Source organism: Pseudoalteromonas sp. B131b (genome assembly GCF_037162545.1).
Taxonomy (GTDB): Bacteria; Pseudomonadota; Gammaproteobacteria; order Enterobacterales; family Alteromonadaceae; genus Pseudoalteromonas; species Pseudoalteromonas fuliginea.
Genome location: NZ_JARLUZ010000001.1, coordinates 886,936 through 906,642 on the forward strand (window position 1 = coordinate 886,936; position 19,707 = coordinate 906,642).

Annotated in this window: 18 protein-coding genes; 17 read left to right on the top strand and 1 reads right to left on the bottom strand. The window is 34.9% G+C overall.

Features of this window, described 5'->3' with window-relative positions; translation table 11 throughout:
• Positions 1-97: 97 nt before the first annotated feature.
• Positions 98-2,143 (bottom strand): winged helix-turn-helix domain-containing protein, encoded by a 2,046-nt coding sequence (locus P4S65_RS04135; RefSeq protein WP_096794007.1) that lies wholly within the window; start codon positions 2,141-2,143, stop codon positions 98-100.
• A 202-nt stretch (positions 2,144-2,345) separates the two neighbouring features.
• Between P4S65_RS04135 and P4S65_RS04140 the strand changes: the two genes are divergently transcribed.
• The 17 genes from P4S65_RS04140 to P4S65_RS04220 all read left to right on the top strand — a co-directional run bounded on the left by P4S65_RS04140 (position 2,346) and on the right by P4S65_RS04220 (position 19,676).
• Positions 2,346-2,540, top strand: a complete 195-nt coding sequence (locus P4S65_RS04140) for a hypothetical protein (RefSeq protein ID WP_096794008.1) — start codon at positions 2,346-2,348, stop codon at positions 2,538-2,540.
• Complete coding sequence (locus P4S65_RS04145) at positions 2,540-3,427, top strand: hypothetical protein (RefSeq protein ID WP_337119627.1); 888 nt, start codon at positions 2,540-2,542, stop codon at positions 3,425-3,427. Before P4S65_RS04140 ends, P4S65_RS04145 begins: the two co-directional genes overlap by 1 nt.
• A gap of 321 nt (positions 3,428-3,748) precedes the next feature.
• On the top strand, positions 3,749-3,922 hold the full coding sequence (locus P4S65_RS04150; RefSeq protein ID WP_157770558.1) for a hypothetical protein: 174 nt from the start codon (positions 3,749-3,751) through the stop codon (positions 3,920-3,922).
• A gap of 50 nt (positions 3,923-3,972) precedes the next feature.
• Positions 3,973-4,683 carry a radical SAM protein gene (locus tag P4S65_RS04155; protein ID WP_337119628.1) on the top strand — a complete coding sequence of 237 codons (711 nt, stop codon included), beginning with the start codon at positions 3,973-3,975 and terminating at the stop codon, positions 4,681-4,683.
• Positions 4,683-5,003: a hypothetical protein gene (locus P4S65_RS04160; RefSeq protein ID WP_337119629.1), complete on the top strand. Its 321-nt coding sequence runs from the start codon at positions 4,683-4,685 to the stop codon at positions 5,001-5,003. Before P4S65_RS04155 ends, P4S65_RS04160 begins: the two co-directional genes overlap by 1 nt.
• Before the next feature lie 4 nt (positions 5,004-5,007).
• The gene (locus tag P4S65_RS04165) at positions 5,008-5,703 is read left to right on the top strand and encodes a hypothetical protein (RefSeq protein WP_096794011.1); all 696 of its coding nucleotides are present in this window, start codon (positions 5,008-5,010) and stop codon (positions 5,701-5,703) included.
• Between the two features lie 11 nt (positions 5,704-5,714).
• Entirely contained in the window at positions 5,715-7,829 is a 2,115-nt protein-coding gene (locus tag P4S65_RS04170; RefSeq protein ID WP_337119630.1) for a peptidase domain-containing ABC transporter, read from the top strand.
• A 36-nt stretch (positions 7,830-7,865) separates the two neighbouring features.
• Complete coding sequence (locus P4S65_RS04175; RefSeq protein WP_337119631.1) at positions 7,866-8,378, top strand: hypothetical protein; 513 nt, start codon at positions 7,866-7,868, stop codon at positions 8,376-8,378.
• Entirely contained in the window at positions 8,365-9,090 is a 726-nt protein-coding gene (locus P4S65_RS04180) for an efflux RND transporter periplasmic adaptor subunit (protein ID WP_337119632.1), read from the top strand. Before P4S65_RS04175 ends, P4S65_RS04180 begins: the two co-directional genes overlap by 14 nt.
• 8 nt (positions 9,091-9,098) lie before the next feature.
• On the top strand, positions 9,099-9,812 hold the full coding sequence (locus P4S65_RS04185) for an ABC transporter ATP-binding protein (protein WP_096794014.1): 714 nt from the start codon (positions 9,099-9,101) through the stop codon (positions 9,810-9,812).
• Positions 9,806-12,199, top strand: a complete 2,394-nt coding sequence (locus P4S65_RS04190; RefSeq protein ID WP_337119633.1) for an ABC transporter permease — start codon at positions 9,806-9,808, stop codon at positions 12,197-12,199. Before P4S65_RS04185 ends, P4S65_RS04190 begins: the two co-directional genes overlap by 7 nt.
• Complete coding sequence (locus P4S65_RS04195) at positions 12,192-13,805, top strand: hypothetical protein (RefSeq protein WP_337119634.1); 1,614 nt, start codon at positions 12,192-12,194, stop codon at positions 13,803-13,805. The genes P4S65_RS04190 and P4S65_RS04195 overlap by 8 nt, the downstream gene beginning before the upstream one ends.
• Before the next feature lie 233 nt (positions 13,806-14,038).
• On the top strand, positions 14,039-15,136 hold the full coding sequence (locus tag P4S65_RS04200) for an ISAs1-like element ISPsesp1 family transposase (protein WP_096792602.1): 1,098 nt from the start codon (positions 14,039-14,041) through the stop codon (positions 15,134-15,136).
• Positions 15,137-15,713: 577 nt separating this feature from the next.
• On the top strand, positions 15,714-16,811 hold the full coding sequence (locus tag P4S65_RS04205; RefSeq protein WP_337119635.1) for an ISAs1-like element ISPsesp1 family transposase: 1,098 nt from the start codon (positions 15,714-15,716) through the stop codon (positions 16,809-16,811).
• 84 nt (positions 16,812-16,895) lie between these two features.
• Positions 16,896-17,441, top strand: coding sequence for an alpha/beta hydrolase family protein (locus tag P4S65_RS04210; RefSeq protein ID WP_337119636.1), 546 nt, complete (start codon positions 16,896-16,898; stop codon positions 17,439-17,441).
• 1 nt (position 17,442) lies between these two features.
• Positions 17,443-17,973, top strand: coding sequence for a sugar O-acetyltransferase (locus P4S65_RS04215; RefSeq protein ID WP_096794017.1), 531 nt, complete (start codon positions 17,443-17,445; stop codon positions 17,971-17,973).
• Between the two features lie 77 nt (positions 17,974-18,050).
• Positions 18,051-19,676, top strand: coding sequence for a tetratricopeptide repeat protein (locus P4S65_RS04220; RefSeq protein WP_337120729.1), 1,626 nt, complete (start codon positions 18,051-18,053; stop codon positions 19,674-19,676).
• Positions 19,677-19,707: the final 31 nt, after the last annotated feature.

The following is a 19,707-nucleotide window of genomic DNA, read 5'->3' on the forward strand; positions in this document are numbered from 1 at the left end:
GTTGTTATATGCTTCACATCAAATTTGAGCTAGAAGAGGCAATATATCAATAACAAACTAAAAACTTTTTCGTAACCTAATGAATCACACTCATAAATCACTGAATTTTAATGGAAATTATTTCACTATATTTATTTCCTAAACTATCAACTACAACTAAATTATTTATTTTGTCCACATGAAATTTTGGTCTAATCACACTAAAGTCAAAAGTTTTAGAGCTTAGGCTAGAGCCATCAACATCATCCACATCAATTTCATAGAATGTCGTATTTATCAAGTTATGGCCACTCCAGAAAATTTTACCATTCACAACAGTCCAATTCGTATACTTCTCTTTCGACACACTTATTGGCAATAGGGCCATCGCTTTTAGATTCACATCATAATGATACAACTGTCCTGTATTATCACCTAATATATAGTCGCCTTTAAATTGTCGGACAAAACGATAACCCTCAAAAATGATAGATTTAGTTTTTTCTTTAATAAAATATTCAAAAACCAACCAGTCGCCATTACTTTTTTTACTATATAAAATAGATGTTTCATCATCTGAAAAAGCAACGTCACCTATTATTTCATCTACTTTAGATATATAGGTTAAGTTATTATTAAACGTATTTAGTATAGTAATACGACCTTGGAGTTTAAGTAGCACATATTGCCCAGACAAAGATGGCGCTATCAACTCAAGTGATTTTTCCGTGCTTAAAAACACAACCTTTTCTTTAGGTTTTTCCTTTTGATAAAAAGCTAAATCGCTTACACCTTTAAGCTTCTCGATCATCCAAACCTTATCTCCTATGGGTTGATAATCGATAATACTACTTTGTCCTGATTGTCTTTCCTGAATCAATTCAATATTTTTAAAGTTACTTAAAGGCAGTTTTTTTTCAATGATTGTATTGATTATGTCGTTATCTCTAATAACAAGTAGCATGTTTGGGCTTACCACATCAAATGAAACAACACCTTTGTTTTTATTAATTATGTTATCTAAGCGCCCTGTTCTAACATTGATTTTAGCCAGCTTCTTATCATCTAATAAAACGATATGTTCATCGTCAAGCCACTGAACACTATAAATAATATTACTCTGCTCATAATTGAAAAGAATACTTCCCGTATTTAGATCCAATACCCTTATACCATTACGCTTACTATCCATGTAAACCCTGAGTACAACTAACTGACCAAAATTCGGTGAAATATCAGCCCGGCTATCATGAGCCCCTTTTTGAGCAACAGAAGTAACCTCTTCGATTAAACCTGAACCTGCATTTAATCTATAAATAAGCATTGCACTTTCGAGACTCTTTTGCCCCGAGAAATAAATAGCACTATCTTTTATACCTATAAAAACATCGGCTATAAAAGAAAAGTGTGTAACTAAAACATCTATGCCATGCTCTTTACTAGTAAGATCTATCCGCTTTAGCGATGCCACCCCATCTAAATTATCAGAGAAGAACAAATGGCTTCCATCATGTGAAAAAGCTAAACCTGTAGGCAGAATCGTATTATCTACAAGCACCTTTATAGCTTGGCTTTGTTGATCCTTTATGTAAATTTGGAAATTATTTCCACGGCTTAATTTACTTGTAAATGCGATGTATCGACCATCATTCGAAATCGCGACTGATGTTTTATTTGAGTCAACTGTGCTGACTACCTCAGTGACGACTGAAATTTCATGATCTTCTTTTTTCGCCAATAAATAGGCTAATGAAAATACGAAGATGGTTACTATAATAAGAAATAGAAAAGCCTTACTTTTACTAACTTTATTGCGAGCTAAACTTTCTTCGCTTTTCTTGTCTACAAGCGGAGCAACTTTAAATACAGGACAAATTAATTTATACCCTCGTTTGGAGAGGGATTGAAGGTATCTAGGGTTCTTATGGTCATCGTTCAATACTATGCGGATTTTGCTTATAATTCGCCTTACAGCAGCATCAGAAACACAGCGGTCTTTCCATAAATTTTCATGTAATTCATCCATTGATATGTAACGCTCATGATGTTCAATAAAGTACATCAATACAGCGAAAACTTTTGGTTCTAGTACAACAGACTGCTCATTTACTTGAAGAGACATCTCTTCTGTGTCTAAACAATATTCACCAAACCTAATTAACATAAATGAAGCCGCACTTAAACCTTAACAGTCCCTTAACAAACAATATAGTAACTCACTGCAATAGCAATTGCCACAAAGTTTTAAGTAATTGATTTTTTTATAAGTTATGTTTTAGTTACCCATATATCACGCATTAATTATTGCAAAACCAAAACACCATAATAGGCTGTATTTTTTAATTCAAAGTTATAGGGTACAGCCAATGCATAACAACATAAAAAATGAAAAACATGCAATTACTGCTCACAGAACAAATGACGGATTGATAGAAATTACAAGCTTGGAGTTACTTGATGCGCTTGTAGGAGGGTATATCAGTCCAGATGAGGTGTATTGCCAAGTAAAGGATAATGACGAAAAATCTAAAATCGCGACAAACCACGAAGGTATTAATTAATGGAGGCTACACTTTATAAACAATATCATCCAAAATTAAAACGGTTTACTGAAAAGCGAGACTTAACATCTTTATCAAATCTCGAAAAATGGTGCAAAAAAATGTGCATTGCTTTTGATAGTGATATTCTCAATCAGAATTCTGATTCCAATGAAACTCTACACTGGCTTATCAATACTTTTCCTCTCATTTTAGCTTATCAAGGAAAAACACAAGAAGCCGAACAATTTTTACATCGTGCCATTTCCTATTGGTCAGATAAATATATACAAAATAAACAGAGTCAAAATTTAGTTCATTTAATAGATCCAACCATTAACTTACTGCGGCTTTACAAACTCACGAATCAGAAATCTGCGTTTCAATCATTAATGAATGAAATAGCTATTATCGCAAATCAAGACAAAGCAAACCTCGGAGGTATAACTGTAAATGAAGAAATTTTAGGTGAGCAATGGCACACACTATATGCAGCTACACTTGATGAGCTTTTGAAATTCTATATTTTAGAATCAAATTTTAGTGAAGTACTTAAGCTTAAAGCAATAATTCCTGAAAAATTGAAGAATAGCGATGTGTATTTAGAAGCAAAAGTAACAGCTTTAATAGGCTTAGGAGAATATGAAGCTGTAATTCAGCTTTGTTGGCAACAAATAAATAAAACAACATGCATTAAGAATGGGGTGTATAGCTTTCGTCTCTATGAGGCTTTCATGGGGATGGAGAAAATTAATAAAGCAAACACCGTTATGAAACATTTAATCTCAACGATGGAAAAAACGCCTCTTGACTCCTTATTATTATTAACTTTTTCATCAAATCTAATTGAAATTGAAAAACTACCCCCATCTTCTTATCTTGTAAAAAAGACTCTAAAAAATATATAGAAATAAATGATGAATTTAACTACGGCATGACTCTTTGTAATTTACAAGATAACTACCCAAGTGAATTAAATAAAATAAAAATAAACGAATTGTACAAAAAAACAGATTATATAGCCCTAGTAAAAAGAATAGAAAAAACGATAAAAATAAAAAAATAAAAGAAATAAAAGAAACTAATAATTACTTAGAAAGAATAAATTCATATTTAAATGATTTTTTATTAAGAAGCTAGTAAATATTACAGTTATCAGATCATATAAAATTAGTCATAGTAGTTTCACCTCCTTGAAGAGGTACTAACATTTAATAAAGGAAAATAAAATGACTAAGAAATTTGAAAATATCGAAAGCCAAGAAATTAAATTAAACGAATCAGGTGAGGTTGAACTAAGTGAAGAGCTAGCTAATGCAGTTGCAGGTGGCTTTTCTCCAGAAGAAGAAGAAGAAGAAGGTATAACAATCAACTTTGGCTGTAAATCTAAAGATAGCAACTAAAATAAAATGGGGACTGCTTATTAAAAGCAGCCCCATACACAAGGAATATCATGTCTAATGTGCAAAAAGTAAAAGGTTTTTCTAGACAACATCTTGCAAATAGCCTTACAAATAAAAAATTCCAACTTATACTTTTCCCAACTGAACAATGTAATTTTCGATGTGTATATTGCTATGAAGATTTCGAAATAGGAAAAATGCCTAATTGGTTGGTGGAAGCAACAAAAACTTTAATTCGTAATAAGATTCCAAAACTGGAATTCTTATCTTTAAGTTGGTTTGGTGGTGAACCTTTATTAGCTAAAGATATTCTTTTTGATATAGCTGAATATAGCTTATCACTCGCTGAAAAGTATGGATGTAAGCTTACAGGTGATTTAACTACTAATGGCTTTCTGCTTGATATTAAAACACTTACAAGATTAGTAGAACTAAAACAAAACAGCTTTCAAATATCTATTGATGGTGACAAAGAGTCGCATGACAAAACTCGATTAACACGAAGTGGTCGTGGTAGCTTTGATAAAATTTGGACAAGATTGCTAGATGCGGCAAATACCGATTTAGGTTTTTCCATAACACTCAGAGTTCATGTAACTGATTTAAACCATGAGAGCGTGTTAAAATTTTGCGAACGCTACGATCAAACTCTCCAAAAAGACAATCGATTTAATCTGCTTTTTCAAGCAATTACTAACCTTGGTGGAGATAATCAAAAAGTGATAACGGATTTAACATCAAAAAATCCGCCGTTCATTTAGTGAAAGAACTAACACAACGATACACAGTAAAAACTGGAAGCATCAATCCTGATACTAATTATATATGCTATGCCGGTAAACCAAATTCAATTGGGATTAGAGCAAATGGCAATCTTAACAAATGTACAGTTGCTTTAAATGATGACAGAAATGCCGTTGGAAAAATTAACCCCGATGGAACATTGACCTTAAATAATGAAAAATTTAGTACGTGGGTTAAAGGTTTTACTACGCTTGATAGCTGGCAAATGGGTTGCCCTTTAAGCTATATGAATAGTAACAGTGTTGTTGGCGATATTGCTGTTAAGAAAGTAAGTTAACAACATGTCAATTGTTAATATGTTCAGAAAAGAAGCACTTAGAAATCAATACAAATCTAGCGATATAGGTAAGTCACTTATAAAACAACCTAAAATCATTAATAATTCAATTTTTATTTTAATCGCTATATTTTTATTTAGTTTTTTTATTATTAACATTTTAACTTTTTCAACGAGTAAAAATTTAAGTGTAAAGGTATCTCCAGAAAACTATACACCCATTATTTATAATGAAGTTATAATTATTAATAAGCACCTTGCAACAAGTGGAGAAAGTGTAAAAAAAGATCAGAAAATATTATCTATATCTAAATTAAATAATGAAAGTGAACTTAACACTGATTTTATACGCTCTCCAATTGATGGTTTTTTCTTTCACTCTGAAACCGAAAATAACATAACAAAACCTTTTGAGCCTTTAGGCTACATATTAAACACACCACTTGATAATGAATTATCTTTTTGGATATTAAAAAATGAAAAAACAAATATAAATATAAACGATAAAGTAAAAATAATTGCTAATGAGGATATATTAAATGGCATTGTTACAATGATTATTGGAAACAAGTCTAATGATAAAGAGAAAAAAGTATATTTAAAATTAGAAACTAGAAATTATACTCAATTATCCCCTTCTGCTGATATAAAAATACTTCTCACTCAACAATCTGAAAAAGTTATAAACTTAATTAAATAGTGAAAATTTAAATGCGGCTAACCGATTATATTGACTTTAAACCATCAAAATTACCACTTTTTTTACAAAGTGAAGTAGCTGAATGTGGAACTACTTGCATAGCTATGATTGCTTTTTATCATGGCTACAAAGTCAATATGCTTGCTATGCGACAACGCTATCCTGTTGGAACTCAAGGGATAACTGTTAAGCACATTTTAAAAATAGCCGATGATATTGGCCTGTCTGGCCGAGTGTTAAAATTAGAGTTAGGGCAGCTCTCAAAACTAAAGGGACCTGCAATATTACATTGGAACTTTAATCACTTCGTCACCCTAGCTTCTGTTAATAGATCTGGAATAGTCATCCATGACCCAGCTAAAGGAAAGATCAAACTTGCCTGGAAACAAGTATCTGAAGCATTTACTGGAATAGCCATTGAACTTACCCCATCATCAGAGTTTATCGTCGCTGATGAGCGAGTAAAAATGCCGCTGAGAGCATTTATTGGTAATATTGAAGGATTGGCATCGTCTTTATTTAAAATATTTATTATTGCTTTGATTCTACAATGCTTTCTTCTTATATCCCCATACTATATAAGAATTGTAATAGATCATGGCATACCGCTTTCTGATAATGGAGTACTAATATGGCTGCTGATTGCTTTTATAGCTATCACCTTATTAACAACTTTCAGCAATATTGTTCGCTCTGCTGCAATTTTATATTTAGACAAAAACTTAGGCTTTCAAGTAAAAGCTAATATTCAGCGCCATTTACTTCATTTACCACTTTCCTTTTTTGAATCTCGCCATGTTGGAGATATAAAATCAAGGTTTGAAGCGTTTAATGAGGTCCAGCGCATGATCAGTCGTGGATTTATTTCTGCTATTGTTGAAGGGCTTCTCGGCATTACAACTTTAATCATTATGTACACTTACTCCCCAACTCTTGCTTTAGTATCTGTATCATTTCTCTCTTTCACATTACTTCTTAGGCTTTATTTAACCAATAAAGAGAATAAACATTTAGAACAAGTTTTGTCTAAACAAGCAAAAGAGAATAGTCACTTCTTAGAGACCATCAGAGCAATTATGCCTATAAAATGCTACGTAAAAGAAAGCACAAGACTTTCTTCGTGGCTTAATTTATTTGCTGATACAACTAATGAAAATATAAAACGTGAAAAGATCACTATAGCAGCAGAAATTAGCCAAGATTTAGTGAGTAAAATAGAGTATTTAATTGTTATTTTTATTGGTGCCACATTAATAATAAATAAAGAGTTCACAATAGGGATGTTTATTGCGTTCCTAGCTTATAGGCAACAATTTTCAAGCAGCACACAAACTCTTGTAGATCATATATTTAAGTTCAAGCTTGCTTCAACTTACTTGCGTAGAATGTCTGATATAGTGATGCAAAGCCAAGAGCAAGAAACCCCCCAATTATCGATAACAAAAGAACACGTTAAAGGGCATATCGAAGTACGCGACTTACATTTTAGATACTCAACATCTTCTCCTTGGTTGTTTAAAGGAATCAATTTTAAAATAAATGCAGGAGAATCAGTCGCAATTATTGGCCGTTCCGGTTTAGGGAAATCATCACTACTTAAATTGATGACTGGATTAATCAAAGCAGAACAAGGTGATTACTTATTAGATGGGCATTCGATAAACATGCTTGGAATGAGAAACTTTCGTTCAATGTGTGCAACTGTCATGCAAAATGATCAACTACTAAATGGTTCTTTAATTGAAAATATTTGCTTCTTTGAACCAAAACCCGATCTAGATAAAATCACAGAAGCTGTTAAAGGCGCTGCAATATGGCATGAAATTCAGAGCATGCCTATGGGTCTACATACTCAAGTTGGTGATTTAGGCAGCTCATTATCAGGAGGTCAAAAACAAAGATTGCTTTTAGCGAGAGCACTTTACAGCCAACCCGTCATTTTGTTTTTAGATGAAGCAACTAGCCACTTAGATGCCATTACCGAGCTACAAGTCAATCAGTATTTAAAATCAAAGAAAATCACACGGATTAGCGTTGCTCATAGGCAAGAAACAATACAAGCCGCAGATAGAATAATTGATCTTGAAGAATTAATTAAAAACCAAACGTTAGCTCAAGCTGTGTAATTAAATTACACACAAAGTATAACAAAAGGAATAATAATGAAAATCACATCCAAACTAATCTATCAAGGGTTGATAGGTTTATCTGCCATTATGCTACTTTCAGGGTGGCAACTTGGGTTTTCAGATAATACAGAGGTTATCTCTAAAGGTTCAGTTACGATTGCGAAGGTTGAGCGCGGAGACTTTTCGATTAAAGTTGAGGGGTATGGATCACTGCAATCAATTAATAAACGGTTACTTACCGCAACAAGTAATGCTGTAGTAGACGAAATAAAACTAAAAGCGGGTGCAGTGGTTAAACATGACACAGTAATCCTTACTTTAAATAACCCTGGAATAGAAAGTAAGCTGCGCTTAGCATTGGCAAAACTTAAAAATGCCAAGACCCAAAAGCGACAAACCGTATTACTACAACAACGCGAGATGTTAAATAACGAGTCAACCGTATCTGAACTAAAAGCACAATCTGAAATAGCCATGTTGCAAGTTGAAGCTGAACGTACATTAGCTAAATCAGGTATTGTTTCAGGGATCAGTGCCAAAAAATGAGCTAGAAGCCAAGCAGTTATTAAAACGTATTTACCTTGAAGAATCAAAGCTTGATAAGTTAACACTGATGCAAAAAGAAGCCCTATCGATTCAAGATGACTTAATATCTCAAGCACAAGACGAATTTGATGTCGCAAAATTAATGGTTGAACAACTCTCAGTTAAAGCTGGAATGAGTGGCGTAATTCAACGACTACCTCTAAGTTTAGGACAAAGTGTCACTGCGGGCTCTGAACTGGCGTTAATTGGTAGTCTTTCCCCTTTAGTTGCTGAAATTAAGGTGCCACAAATTCAAGCCCATTTAATTAAAATGGGTATGAAAGCAGAAATCAGTACTTTGAATGACCAAGTGCGCGGCCAAGTCGTACGTGTTGACCCTGTGATCAGCGACGGCGCTGTACAAATTGATATCGAACTCGAAACTGCAGAGTCAGACACAATGAAACCCATGCAGCAGGTCGATGCAACCATTTTTGCAGATGTACAAAAAGACGTGAACTACATTAAACAACCCGCTGGCACAAATGAAGGTAGTTATGATTCATTATTCAAGCTCACACTTGATAACAAAGCAGTCAGAGTTAAAGTTCAATACGGTAAAATATCAGGACAATTAATCCAAGTATTGTCAGGCTTAGAACCTGGTGAGCAAGTTATTATTTCTACATTAGATATCCCCGCTGAAACAACAACAATAAAAATTGCTGGTTAAGGAAAAACATGAATACTGAAATTTTAAGAGTTAATAACCTAAGTAAATCTTTTTCTAATGGTGAACAAGTAAGCCAAATTTTAAAAGGGATTAGCTTTACAGTATACGACGGTGAGTTTATTTCTATATCTGGGCCATCTGGTTGTGGTAAGTCAACGTTACTCAATATTATGGGGCTGCTCGACACACCCCAAAGTGGTGAATATTATATTGATGGCTTGTTAGTCTCTGATATGGATTCAAACCAACGAGCAAAAATACGCGGTAATCGAATTGGTTTTGTATTTCAATCATTTAATTTAATTGATGAAATGACCGTACTTGAAAATGTAGCACTACCACTGAAGTACCGTGGAGATTCTTTATCATCTCGCCATGCACGAGCCTTAGATTGCCTTGAAAAGGTAGGCCTGGGAGATAAAGCAGATTTACATCCGAATCAAATTTCCGGCGGTCAGCAACAACGCGTATCGATCGCACGCGCATTAGCTGGTGATTCTGGCATCATGCTGGTCGACGAGCCCACTGGTAACTTAGACTCAAAAAATGGCGACGCAATCATGGCGTTAATTAAGGATCTTAACCAGCAAGGTACCACTATTGTATTGGTTACCCATGACCCGCGTTATGCCAATATGGCTTTGCGAAATATCCAGCTAAAAGATGGCGCAGTCGTTACTGAACACAATGAGCTTAATATAGAGGCTTCACAGCCATGCTAAAAACAGCTTATAAAACATTTAAACGTGCTAAACAGTATTACTTTACCACTGTATTTACATTGGCTCTTACGCTATCTATGGTCATTAGTTCTTTCAGTTTAGTTGATTTGGTATTTTTCTCTCCTTTACCCTATCAACAAAGCAATAACTTATATTTACTTGAAGGTACAATAAACTCTAAAGGTTACTCTGGACCTGCAAGTAACTCAAAAGTAATGAGCTATATACAAGACGAAAACACCATTTTTACTGATGTTGCTACTTACCATAAGTGGACTGATTATAAACTTTTAGATCAACCTAATAGACCCGAAATAGACGTTATACTCACCTCACATAATTTATTTTATTTACTTGGCGTAAAACCTCTACTTGGTCGGTTATTTAACAAAGCGGAATCACTCGGCACAAAGCAAATGTCTGTGATACTAGGATACCGTGCGTGGCAAAACCACTATAATAGCGACCCTAATATTATTGGTAAAAAAATACAGCTGAACCAACGTCGTTTTACTGTTATAGGCGTCGCACCTGATGACTTGGTATTACCTACATATAGCAATATAAATGATGCTATTTGGTTACCTATTGATGCTGATGAAACCTTTAATCCTAAAACATCCAATGGCTTTATGGGCGCATACAAAAGTGTTGTTAGGTTCAAACCTGCAATATCAGATCAAGAAATCAGTAAACAATTAAGTGAATTATCGCTCAAAGGCGCACAGCTGCACGCTCCTAATATTTTAAAAGACTTTACAGTAAATGCGCGTGTCATCGCATTCAGTGAAGCATTGAAAGGTGACAGTGGAAAAGTGGTTTTAATGCTTTTGTTAGGCGTGTGCTTACTGATGTTAATTGCACTTATCAACCTTTCTAGCATGCAGCTGGCAAAAGCGATTACACGAATAAAACCTCTTGCTATTAGCTTTGCATTTGGCGCCAGTAAAAAACAACTAATTATTGAAACATTAAAGCATAATATTTTACTTATCAGTATTGCAGTACTATTGGCTTTAACTCTTACTCAGATAGGGTTCATGGTTATTCAAAATCTAGCAGCTGACGCTATTCAACGCTTGGACACGCTTTCTTTGAGTATAAATACCATGTTATTTTCAGTATTTTTAATTGTAAGTATTGCCTCTCTTTATTCGTTTATAGAGCTTAGCGTTGTGAAAGAAAGAAATCTAATGGACAGCCTACAAAGTAGCGGTAAGGGAACCGGTAAACAAATGAGTTCAGCGACAAGTCACTTACTTGTCGGTTTGCAAATTTTATTTTCATTTTTAGTATTAACCACCGCTAGCCACGTAGTTTTAGTTACGCTATCTGAAGCACTAAGAGATAACGGTATAAATACACAAGGTAAGTACTCCTTGACCATTAATTACAGCAATATTGATAAATCTGCCGAACGTATTAATTTACACAAAGCTATTCGTCAAAAGCTACTTGCGCTGAATAATGTGAGCAGCTTAGCTGTTTCATCAGAAATGAGATTACCAAAAACGGTTAACGTTAACCAAATATATAACGAAGCAGGACAGTATATTGCCCAAGCACGCAATAGCTTAGTAACAAGCAATTACTTTACTGAGCTAAACCTAACGATAACGGGTAAAGGCTTTGCCAAAGGAGATGAGGAACTCGAAAACCCACCGATTATTATTAATCAACGCCTCGCTAGCTTGCTGAATAAAAACAATAGTGAAGTGCTAAACAGTAAAGTTAGCTTTGACAATAAGAGTTATTTTTCAATTATAGGTATTGTCAGCAATACTTATGTTCCAGGTAGCCCTGAAAGTGAAAATTATGAAGTATTTACCCCTAAAGATTATCCAGGGTGGCGCCAATTTTCGTATCTACTCACTGTTTCAAATGAGAGTGTAGCATTTTCTCAAATTCAACAAACTGTTATCGATACCGATAAGCGTTTAGATATAAATGATTTAACTTCTTTAACCGCTCAGTTTAATGAGAAAAGACAGCGCCACTTAAATGCGGCATGGTTGGCTATTGTATTAGCATCAACATCACTACTTATGGTGTGTATTGGAGTAAACGGTATAGTCAGCTACTTAGTTAAAGTGCGCAGATATAGTTTAGGCGTTAAACTTGCTATGGGCGCTGATAATCGTAGGCTACTAAAAGAAAGCTTATTTGAGCTAATGCAACCTATTACAATGAGCTTAGTACTTGCTTTCTCTACCGCATTTTTAATTATAGGCTATTGCATGTCATTACCTAGTATTGACCTGCCTATAAACTGGTGGTTAACACTGACAATTTGGCTTGGACTATTCATATTGGCGATTATCGCCAGCTTTTTCCCGATCAGCCAAACATTAAGACAAGATCCGATTAAGGCGTTAAGAAATGAATAAATTTTACCTTATTGTAGCGCTATGGTTAATTGCCCCCTCACCCGTTGAAGCTATTGAAAAAGATAATAGTAAATGGGCAAATCTCATAGAGTCTACGGGGCAAGAAACTATTTCATTATCACCTGATGGGGAACAGGTTTTATTTTTACACCAAATTAAATATCCATCTATAAAGTACTTATCTCAACAACGCATACAACTAGCTGGTCTGGATTTTTATACTAATTTATCGAGCAGAGTTGATACTAAACAATATAGCCGCGCTACTTTACTTAACATTTCAAAAAATTCTAGAGAAGAAATTAAGACGGTAGAAGGAGTGATTGTCGATTTTAATTGGTCTCCTGATGCTAAAAAAATAGCTTTTTTAATTCAAAATAACACCAACACACATCTATGGTTACATGATGTAATTAAAAATGACTTTAAAAAATTAACTAACATTAATTTATCTACAAGCCTTGGCGACAGGCATTTAAGGTGGCTACCTAATGGTCAAGCTATTATAGTAAAAAAACGTAACTCGCCGATAAAGTCATCTGAATATATACGTAAAAAACCCAATTTATTGTCATCTGATCTACAAACAGATCAAGGACGGACCCACCAAAGCTTATTAATAAATGACGAGATGAAGAATCAGTTTATATCTATAAACCAAACTAAGTTAGTAAAGGTTAATTTAAATGGTGAAGTTTCTATTTTAACGGAAAGTAGTTTATTAAATTATTTTTCAGTATCCCCTGATGGAAATTATTTACTATATTCAATGCTGCCCAATAAACTATCATCTTATTTACCTTATAAAAAATGGGGTAGGTCTTATAATGTCATTAACATAGAAAGTCCCACTGCCATATACAACCTACCAAATTTAAACGATAAGATTAACCTACCTAAATCTAAAGACAGTGTTCCTATTGGTGCTAGGTTGGTTAAATGGCTGCCGTCACACGGTTCCACTATCAGCTGGGTCGAAGCGAGTGATAAAGGAGATATGTCTTTACCACAAATCTATCACGATCATATTTATAAGTTGGAGAGCCCATTTTCAGGCAATAAAAAATTGATACACCAAGTAACATGGAGAGTTCACGATGTATTATGGGGTTTATCTGGTACAGGAATACTTCAAGATTGGCGTTATGATAGTAAGCAGGCAAGAACAACTTTAATTAATGCCCAAACTCCTACGAGTACTTTAATCCATCAAAGAGATTATCGGGATAAATATAATGACTTTGGCGACCCACAAACTTTACGCACACCTGCCGGATATGAAGTTTTAGTTGAACAAAATAATAACTTATTTTTCTTTTCCTCTGGTCAAAGTAAAAAAGGTATAAGACCAATAGCTAAACATTACAATACATTGAGCAACCTTAATAAAACAATATTTTTAAGCAATGCTGAACATATAGAAATGCCTTTATGGGTCGCTAATAATACCTTAATAATACAGAAACAAAATAATTCAAGCGCACCTCAATATTACGCATTAACGAACAAAAGTTTTAAAAAAAGGTCTTACTTTACTCTAGTGAAAATAAAAATAAACTTACTAATCAGCCAGTTAATATTAGCTACAAAAGAAATGACGGATTAGATCTCACTGGAACACTACATTTACCTAACAGCTATAATATATCAGATAAAATTCCTGCTATTTTATGGATTTATCCTGATGAGTTTAAAAATAAAAAGCTTAGTCAACAAAATACCGTACGAACGAATTTATTTAGAGAATTTGATCCGCTAAGCCCACAGGGCGGGATCACACTTTGTAAATAAACAAATTTTATGATCTAATACCATAAATTTAATCACCTTAAACTTATTATGTCACTCTTCTCCCATTTAGAACTCGTCAAAGATAATCGTTCACATATAAATCAACACCATAACTTAGTTGATGTGCTTTTTCTTATTATTACTGCCGTTACATCAGGGTGTGAAAACTGGCAAGATATTGAAGTCTATGGCGAAAGTAAGCTTAATTGGTTAAGAGGATTTCGTTCTTTCAAAAATGGCATACCCACTCGACATAGTATTGCTCGGATTTTTAGAACCGTTGATACTGACTCATTACTACTCGCGATGTATAGCTGGGTCAATCAAAACCGCGTTAAATCAGCGCATCCTGTCATTGCCTTCGATGGCAAAACTATTCGCGGAGCAAGTAAACACATTGCTGATAAATTACACCTCGTCTCAGCATTTGATTGTGAGGCAGGTCTCACATTATTCCACCAAACAGTTGGCAGTAAGACGAATGAAATACCGGCAGTTCGGGATTTATTGAAAATACTCGATATCAATAACACCGTCATTACACTTGATGCTTTGCACTGCCAAAAAGAAACGCTAAAACAGCTAATTAGCAGACATGCAGATTATCTAGTGCAAGCAAAGGGTAATCAAAAGAAACTTTATAGCGCGATTCAAGATGCATTTACACACCAGTATGAATCTGAAAACTCAGAGATACTTAGTCATGTAACACAAGATGCAGGGCATGGGCGAAAAGAAGTACGCACGATAGATTGTCTTGATGCGCGTTTATTACCGAGTGAAATTAAAGAGAGCTGGCCATCAGTTAGGACAATCGTTGCGGTGCAGCGAGAGCGAACGAAGGGTAATAGAACGAGTATTGACACACATTACTACCTAACATCGTTGACAGACAATATATTGATAAGTAAAGCAATAAGACAACATTGGCTGATAGAAAATCAGCAACACTGGATACTGGATGTCGTATTTAAAGAAGATGCCTGTCAAATAAATGAGCCATTAAGTGCGCAACATATGGCACTATTTAGACGCGTCGTTAGGAACATGATAAAGCAGCATACGAAAAGCAAGGGGTCAATAAGAAGTAAGTGTGTAAGAGCTTGTTATGATGATGCTTTTAGAGAAGAACTTCTTTTTGGTTAACATTTTTAACAAAGTATGCTCGCGCCCTGCACTATAACCATATCGAATAGTGTACTTAAGGTGTACGAAATCATCATAATTCCAGAAAGGTACATTGTATTTTTATAGGGACTGTTTATGCTTGCTGATAAATTATAAAGAATGCAATTACAAAGAACCATGTAATAAAGATACCTACATAATCTCTAATCGCTACCAAATCCCACAGTATGTCAGCCACTACTATTATTCCTTTTCATAATACTATTGTGGAACCATTTTTTAATTGCAGCTAAAGCTAAAAAATCTTTGTTTATAAAAAATATAGCTACCATCATAAAGTCGGCTAAATTAACAACAATTGAATAAAATGACCAAAACCACCAAGGCTCGTAATTATCAAAAATATATACATCTAGATGCATACAAAAAATAAAAATGCATTTATCGTTAGACCTAATAATAAATAAAGAGATATAAAATTTATAGTTAGAAAGTATTTAAAAGCAATGATGAAAAGAATCAGGGCGGGATCACACTTTGTAAATAAACAAATTTTATGATCTAATACCATAAATTTCATAACCTTACACTTATTATGTCACTCTTCTCACATTTAGAACTCGTCAAAGATAATCGTTCACATATAAATCAACACCATAACTTAGTTGATGTGCTTTTTCTTATTATTACTGCCGTTACATCAGGGTGTGAAAACTGGCAAGATATTGAAGTCTATGGCGAAAGTAAGCTTAATTGGTTAAGAGGATTTCGTTCTTTCAAAAATGGCATACCCACTCGACATAGTATTGCTCGGATTTTTAGAACCGTTGATACTGACTCATTACTACTCGCGATGTATAGCTGGGTCAATCAAAACCGCGTTAAATCAGCGCATCCTGTCATTGCCTTCGATGGCAAAACTATTCGCGGAGCAAGTAAACACATTGCTGATAAATTACACCTCGTTTCAGCATTTGATTGTGAGGCAGGTCTCACATTATTCCATCAAACAGTTGGCAGTAAGACGAATGAAATACCGGCAGTTCGGGATTTATTGAAAATACTCGATATCAATAACACCGTCATTACACTTGATGCTTTGCACTGCCAAAAAGAAACGCTAAAACAGCTAATTAGCAGACATGCAGATTATCTAGTGCAAGCAAAGGGTAATCAAAAGAAACTTTATAGCGCGATTCAAGATGCATTTACACACCAGTATGAATCTGAAAACTCAGAGATACTTAGTCATGTAACACAAGATGCAGGGCATGGGCGAAAAGAAGTACGCACGATAGATTGTCTTGATGCGCGTTTATTACCGAGTGAAATTAAAGAGAGCTGGCCATCAGTTAGGACAATCGTTGCGGTGCAGCGAGAGCGAACGAAGGGTAATAGAACGAGTATTGACACACATTACTACCTAACATCGCTGACAGACAATATATTGATAAGTAAAGCAATAAGACAACATTGGCTGATAGAAAATCAGCAACACTGGATACTGGATGTCGTATTTAAAGAAGATGCCTGTCAAATACATGAGCCATTAAGTGCGCAACATATGGCACTATTTAGACGCGTCGTTAGGAACATGATAAAGCAGCATACGAAAAGCAAGGGGTCAATAAGAAGTAAGTGTGTAAGAGCTTGTTATGATGATGCTTTTAGAGAAGAACTTCTTTTTGGTTAACATTTTTAACAAAGTATGCTCGCGCCCTGGCTAAGCCCACTGGTATTTCTGCATGACGGTTTTGCCGTTTTCGAATCTCCCTCAATGCCAATCACCTCATTTGATGGAAGCGAACCTAACGATGACTTTATTAATCAAATTCATTTAAATGCCAAAGCTGCTGTAAATGCTTTAGAGAAAACTGGTCGTATTGATGTGCAAAAATTAGCGGTTATGGGCCACTCTTACGGAGCTTTTACTGTAGCAAACTTACTTGCGCATACCGATCTATTCAAAGCTGGCATTGCACGAAGTGGCGCTTATAATAGAACCCTAACACCCTTTGGGTTTCAGGGAGAAAAACGTAATCTATGGCAAGCAAAGGAAACATACATTAATATATCGCCTCTAATTTACGCAGATAAAATAAATGAACCATTATTATTAGTCCATGGTGAAAGCGATCAAAACTCTGGCACCTACCCAATGCAGTCAATGAGAATGTATCAAGCATTAATTGCTAATAAAAAAACAGCTCAGCTAATTATGCTCCCGTATGAAGGGCATACCTATCAAGCTAAAGAAAACTTATCCTATTTACTCACACACCAATCTGAATGGATGAAGAAGTGGCTCAACACTTCAAAATAATATGTTAAAACAATTTAATTCAATTACTAAAGAGTTACTTGAAGAGCGCAAAGCCGCTCAAGAAATCTGCCGCCTATTCAATAAAAGTCCGAGCAAAGGCAACTTAAAACGTATTAGAGAGTTATTTTTGGAATGTGGTGAGGGCGTTATAATTGAAGCTGGTTTTCACTGCGATTACGGCAATCAGATCACTATTGGTGATCGTACTTTTATAAACATTAATTGCACTGTATTAGATGCACCAATTGATGAAGGTGCAATAACGATTGGCAGTGACTGCTTAATTGGCCCTAATGTTCAGCTATTAGCAGTATCTCATGCAGTTGAGCCCAAACAAAGACTACAGAAAGAAAACTTTGCAGCACCAATAACTATAGGTAATAACGTATGGATTGGCGCAGGAGCTATTGTTTTAGCAGGTATTACCATTGGCGATAATAGCGTGATTGGTGCCGGCTCGGTAGTCACCAAAGACGTAACTGCTAATACCCTGGTTGCAGGAAATCCAGCACAAAAAATACGTGATATTTAATAGTCACGCAATCTTTATGACGAAAAGTTAATACTGTGTTACTTTTAATTTAACAAAAATGCAACTCGTACTTAGTGATGTTTCTAAATATTGTTTTTATTATATTCTTACTTTTTTCTTATCCGGTATCGGCAAGTGTTTGTGAGCAGGATAAATCGGTTGATATAACGAGTGACATTTTAACCTGCAAGCAAAAAATCAGTAAACTCAAGCCACACTCAACAGCATCATTTGAGGCTAAATTAGAATTAGCTGTACTGTATAGGCAAGCTGGTGATTTAGCCTTAGCAAACTCCGAGCTTGAGCAACTACTTAGCCAAAGTTTAAGTATTTCACAGCAATATCATGTAACACGACAACTTGGTATTAATGCATACAGACAAAGAGGTTATATTCAATCTCTTACTTATTTTCATAAAACACAAAAGCTTGCTACGCAGTTAAAAAACTTAAGTTATGAAGGTCAAACATCGAATGATCTTGCTAATGTATATCAAGCGCTTGGGGATTTAGACACCGCTTTAACTTTATTTTTAAACAGTTACGACATTGCTAAGCAATTAAACGACTTAAAACGCCAAGCCGTTACTTTAAATAATTTAGGTAATATATCGCGAGATATTAATCAATTAGATGATGCTATCGTGTCATTTCGACAAGCACATTTACTACATACACAACTTGGCAATCAAACAAAGGCAAACCATACGCTGATAAGCTTAGCTGAAGTGTTTTTTAAAAAGTTACAGTTTGATAAAGCTATAAATCTTATAAATTCAACGCTTACGCAGTTAAACAATAGCGGTGCACATACTCAAGCTTCACGCGCCTACTTACTACTCGCTGAAATCGCTTTAGCTCAAAATAAACTTAATGAGGCACATAAATGGCTAGCAACACAAAAACGTACCCGTAGCCTTATTCAAAATGACAAAGTCGACCAACGGGCGCTATTAATAGAGGCAAAATTAAAACAACTAGAAGGTAATGACACTGAAGCACAAGTGTTATTAAAACAAGGGTTAGCCAAAAACCACAATCAAAACAGCCAACTAACAGAGTTATTTTACATCGCACTCGCTCAGTCACAACAGCAATCAAAACAATACCGTGATGCGCTAAGTACGCTTGAAGATTACAATACAATGTTACGCCAAAATCGAACAGATACGGCCAATCTATACCAGCTACGCTTGAAGCAAGCCGATATTCTCCCAAATAAGCCACAGCATAATTATTTCACTCTTTATAATGTATTCGCGGTATTTAGTGCCTTTATGGCAGGAGTGTTGCTCAGCTATAAATATTTAGCACAAATAAGCAAACCTCCAAATACAGTGAATAACGCCGCCCCCAACGAAGCTACCGACACAGAGCAAGACACTCGCCAATTAATTGTAGAAGTTATGACGCTATCGCTGAGTATTTGGGAACAAACAAGCTCAAAAACAAGAATTGAGCTTGCAGAAGAAAGTAAAATGTGGAAAGTAAACATTGATGATGGTCGGCTCCGGGTGCGTACATTAGAGCGTTATTTAGCGATTAAAACACTGCCTAAAAAACCTCGCTGGCGTAATATAATAAAAACCGCACATTATGTTATTAACCACTGCAATGAAGAGCATGATGATTTACATAAACTAAAACAACAAGTACAAAAGCTTGAAGTACTTGCTAAAGCCTCACCTCACTATTTAACCTGAACTCTGGTTAAGAGATTTACTAACGTATTGA

What these genes read in the sequence shown, in the direction of transcription:
- P4S65_RS04135 (WP_096794007.1), bottom strand. Translation starts at nt 2,143, where the DNA reads ATGTTAATTAGGTTTGGTGAATATTGTTTAGACACAGAAGAGATGTCT.
- P4S65_RS04140 (WP_096794008.1), top strand. Translation starts at nt 2,346, where the DNA reads ATGCATAACAACATAAAAAATGAAAAACATGCAATTACTGCTCACAGA.
- P4S65_RS04145 (WP_337119627.1), top strand. Translation starts at nt 2,540, where the DNA reads ATGGAGGCTACACTTTATAAACAATATCATCCAAAATTAAAACGGTTT.
- P4S65_RS04150 (WP_157770558.1), top strand. Translation starts at nt 3,749, where the DNA reads ATGACTAAGAAATTTGAAAATATCGAAAGCCAAGAAATTAAATTAAAC.
- P4S65_RS04155 (WP_337119628.1), top strand. Translation starts at nt 3,973, where the DNA reads ATGTCTAATGTGCAAAAAGTAAAAGGTTTTTCTAGACAACATCTTGCA.
- P4S65_RS04165 (WP_096794011.1), top strand. Translation starts at nt 5,008, where the DNA reads ATGTCAATTGTTAATATGTTCAGAAAAGAAGCACTTAGAAATCAATAC.
- P4S65_RS04170 (WP_337119630.1), top strand. Translation starts at nt 5,715, where the DNA reads ATGCGGCTAACCGATTATATTGACTTTAAACCATCAAAATTACCACTT.
- P4S65_RS04175 (WP_337119631.1), top strand. Translation starts at nt 7,866, where the DNA reads ATGAAAATCACATCCAAACTAATCTATCAAGGGTTGATAGGTTTATCT.
- P4S65_RS04185 (WP_096794014.1), top strand. Translation starts at nt 9,099, where the DNA reads ATGAATACTGAAATTTTAAGAGTTAATAACCTAAGTAAATCTTTTTCT.
- P4S65_RS04190 (WP_337119633.1), top strand. Translation starts at nt 9,806, where the DNA reads ATGCTAAAAACAGCTTATAAAACATTTAAACGTGCTAAACAGTATTAC.
- P4S65_RS04195 (WP_337119634.1), top strand. Translation starts at nt 12,192, where the DNA reads ATGAATAAATTTTACCTTATTGTAGCGCTATGGTTAATTGCCCCCTCA.
- P4S65_RS04200 (WP_096792602.1), top strand. Translation starts at nt 14,039, where the DNA reads ATGTCACTCTTCTCCCATTTAGAACTCGTCAAAGATAATCGTTCACAT.
- P4S65_RS04205 (WP_337119635.1), top strand. Translation starts at nt 15,714, where the DNA reads ATGTCACTCTTCTCACATTTAGAACTCGTCAAAGATAATCGTTCACAT.
- P4S65_RS04210 (WP_337119636.1), top strand. Translation starts at nt 16,896, where the DNA reads ATGCCAATCACCTCATTTGATGGAAGCGAACCTAACGATGACTTTATT.
- P4S65_RS04215 (WP_096794017.1), top strand. Translation starts at nt 17,443, where the DNA reads ATGTTAAAACAATTTAATTCAATTACTAAAGAGTTACTTGAAGAGCGC.
- P4S65_RS04220 (WP_337120729.1), top strand. Translation starts at nt 18,051, where the DNA reads ATGTTTCTAAATATTGTTTTTATTATATTCTTACTTTTTTCTTATCCG.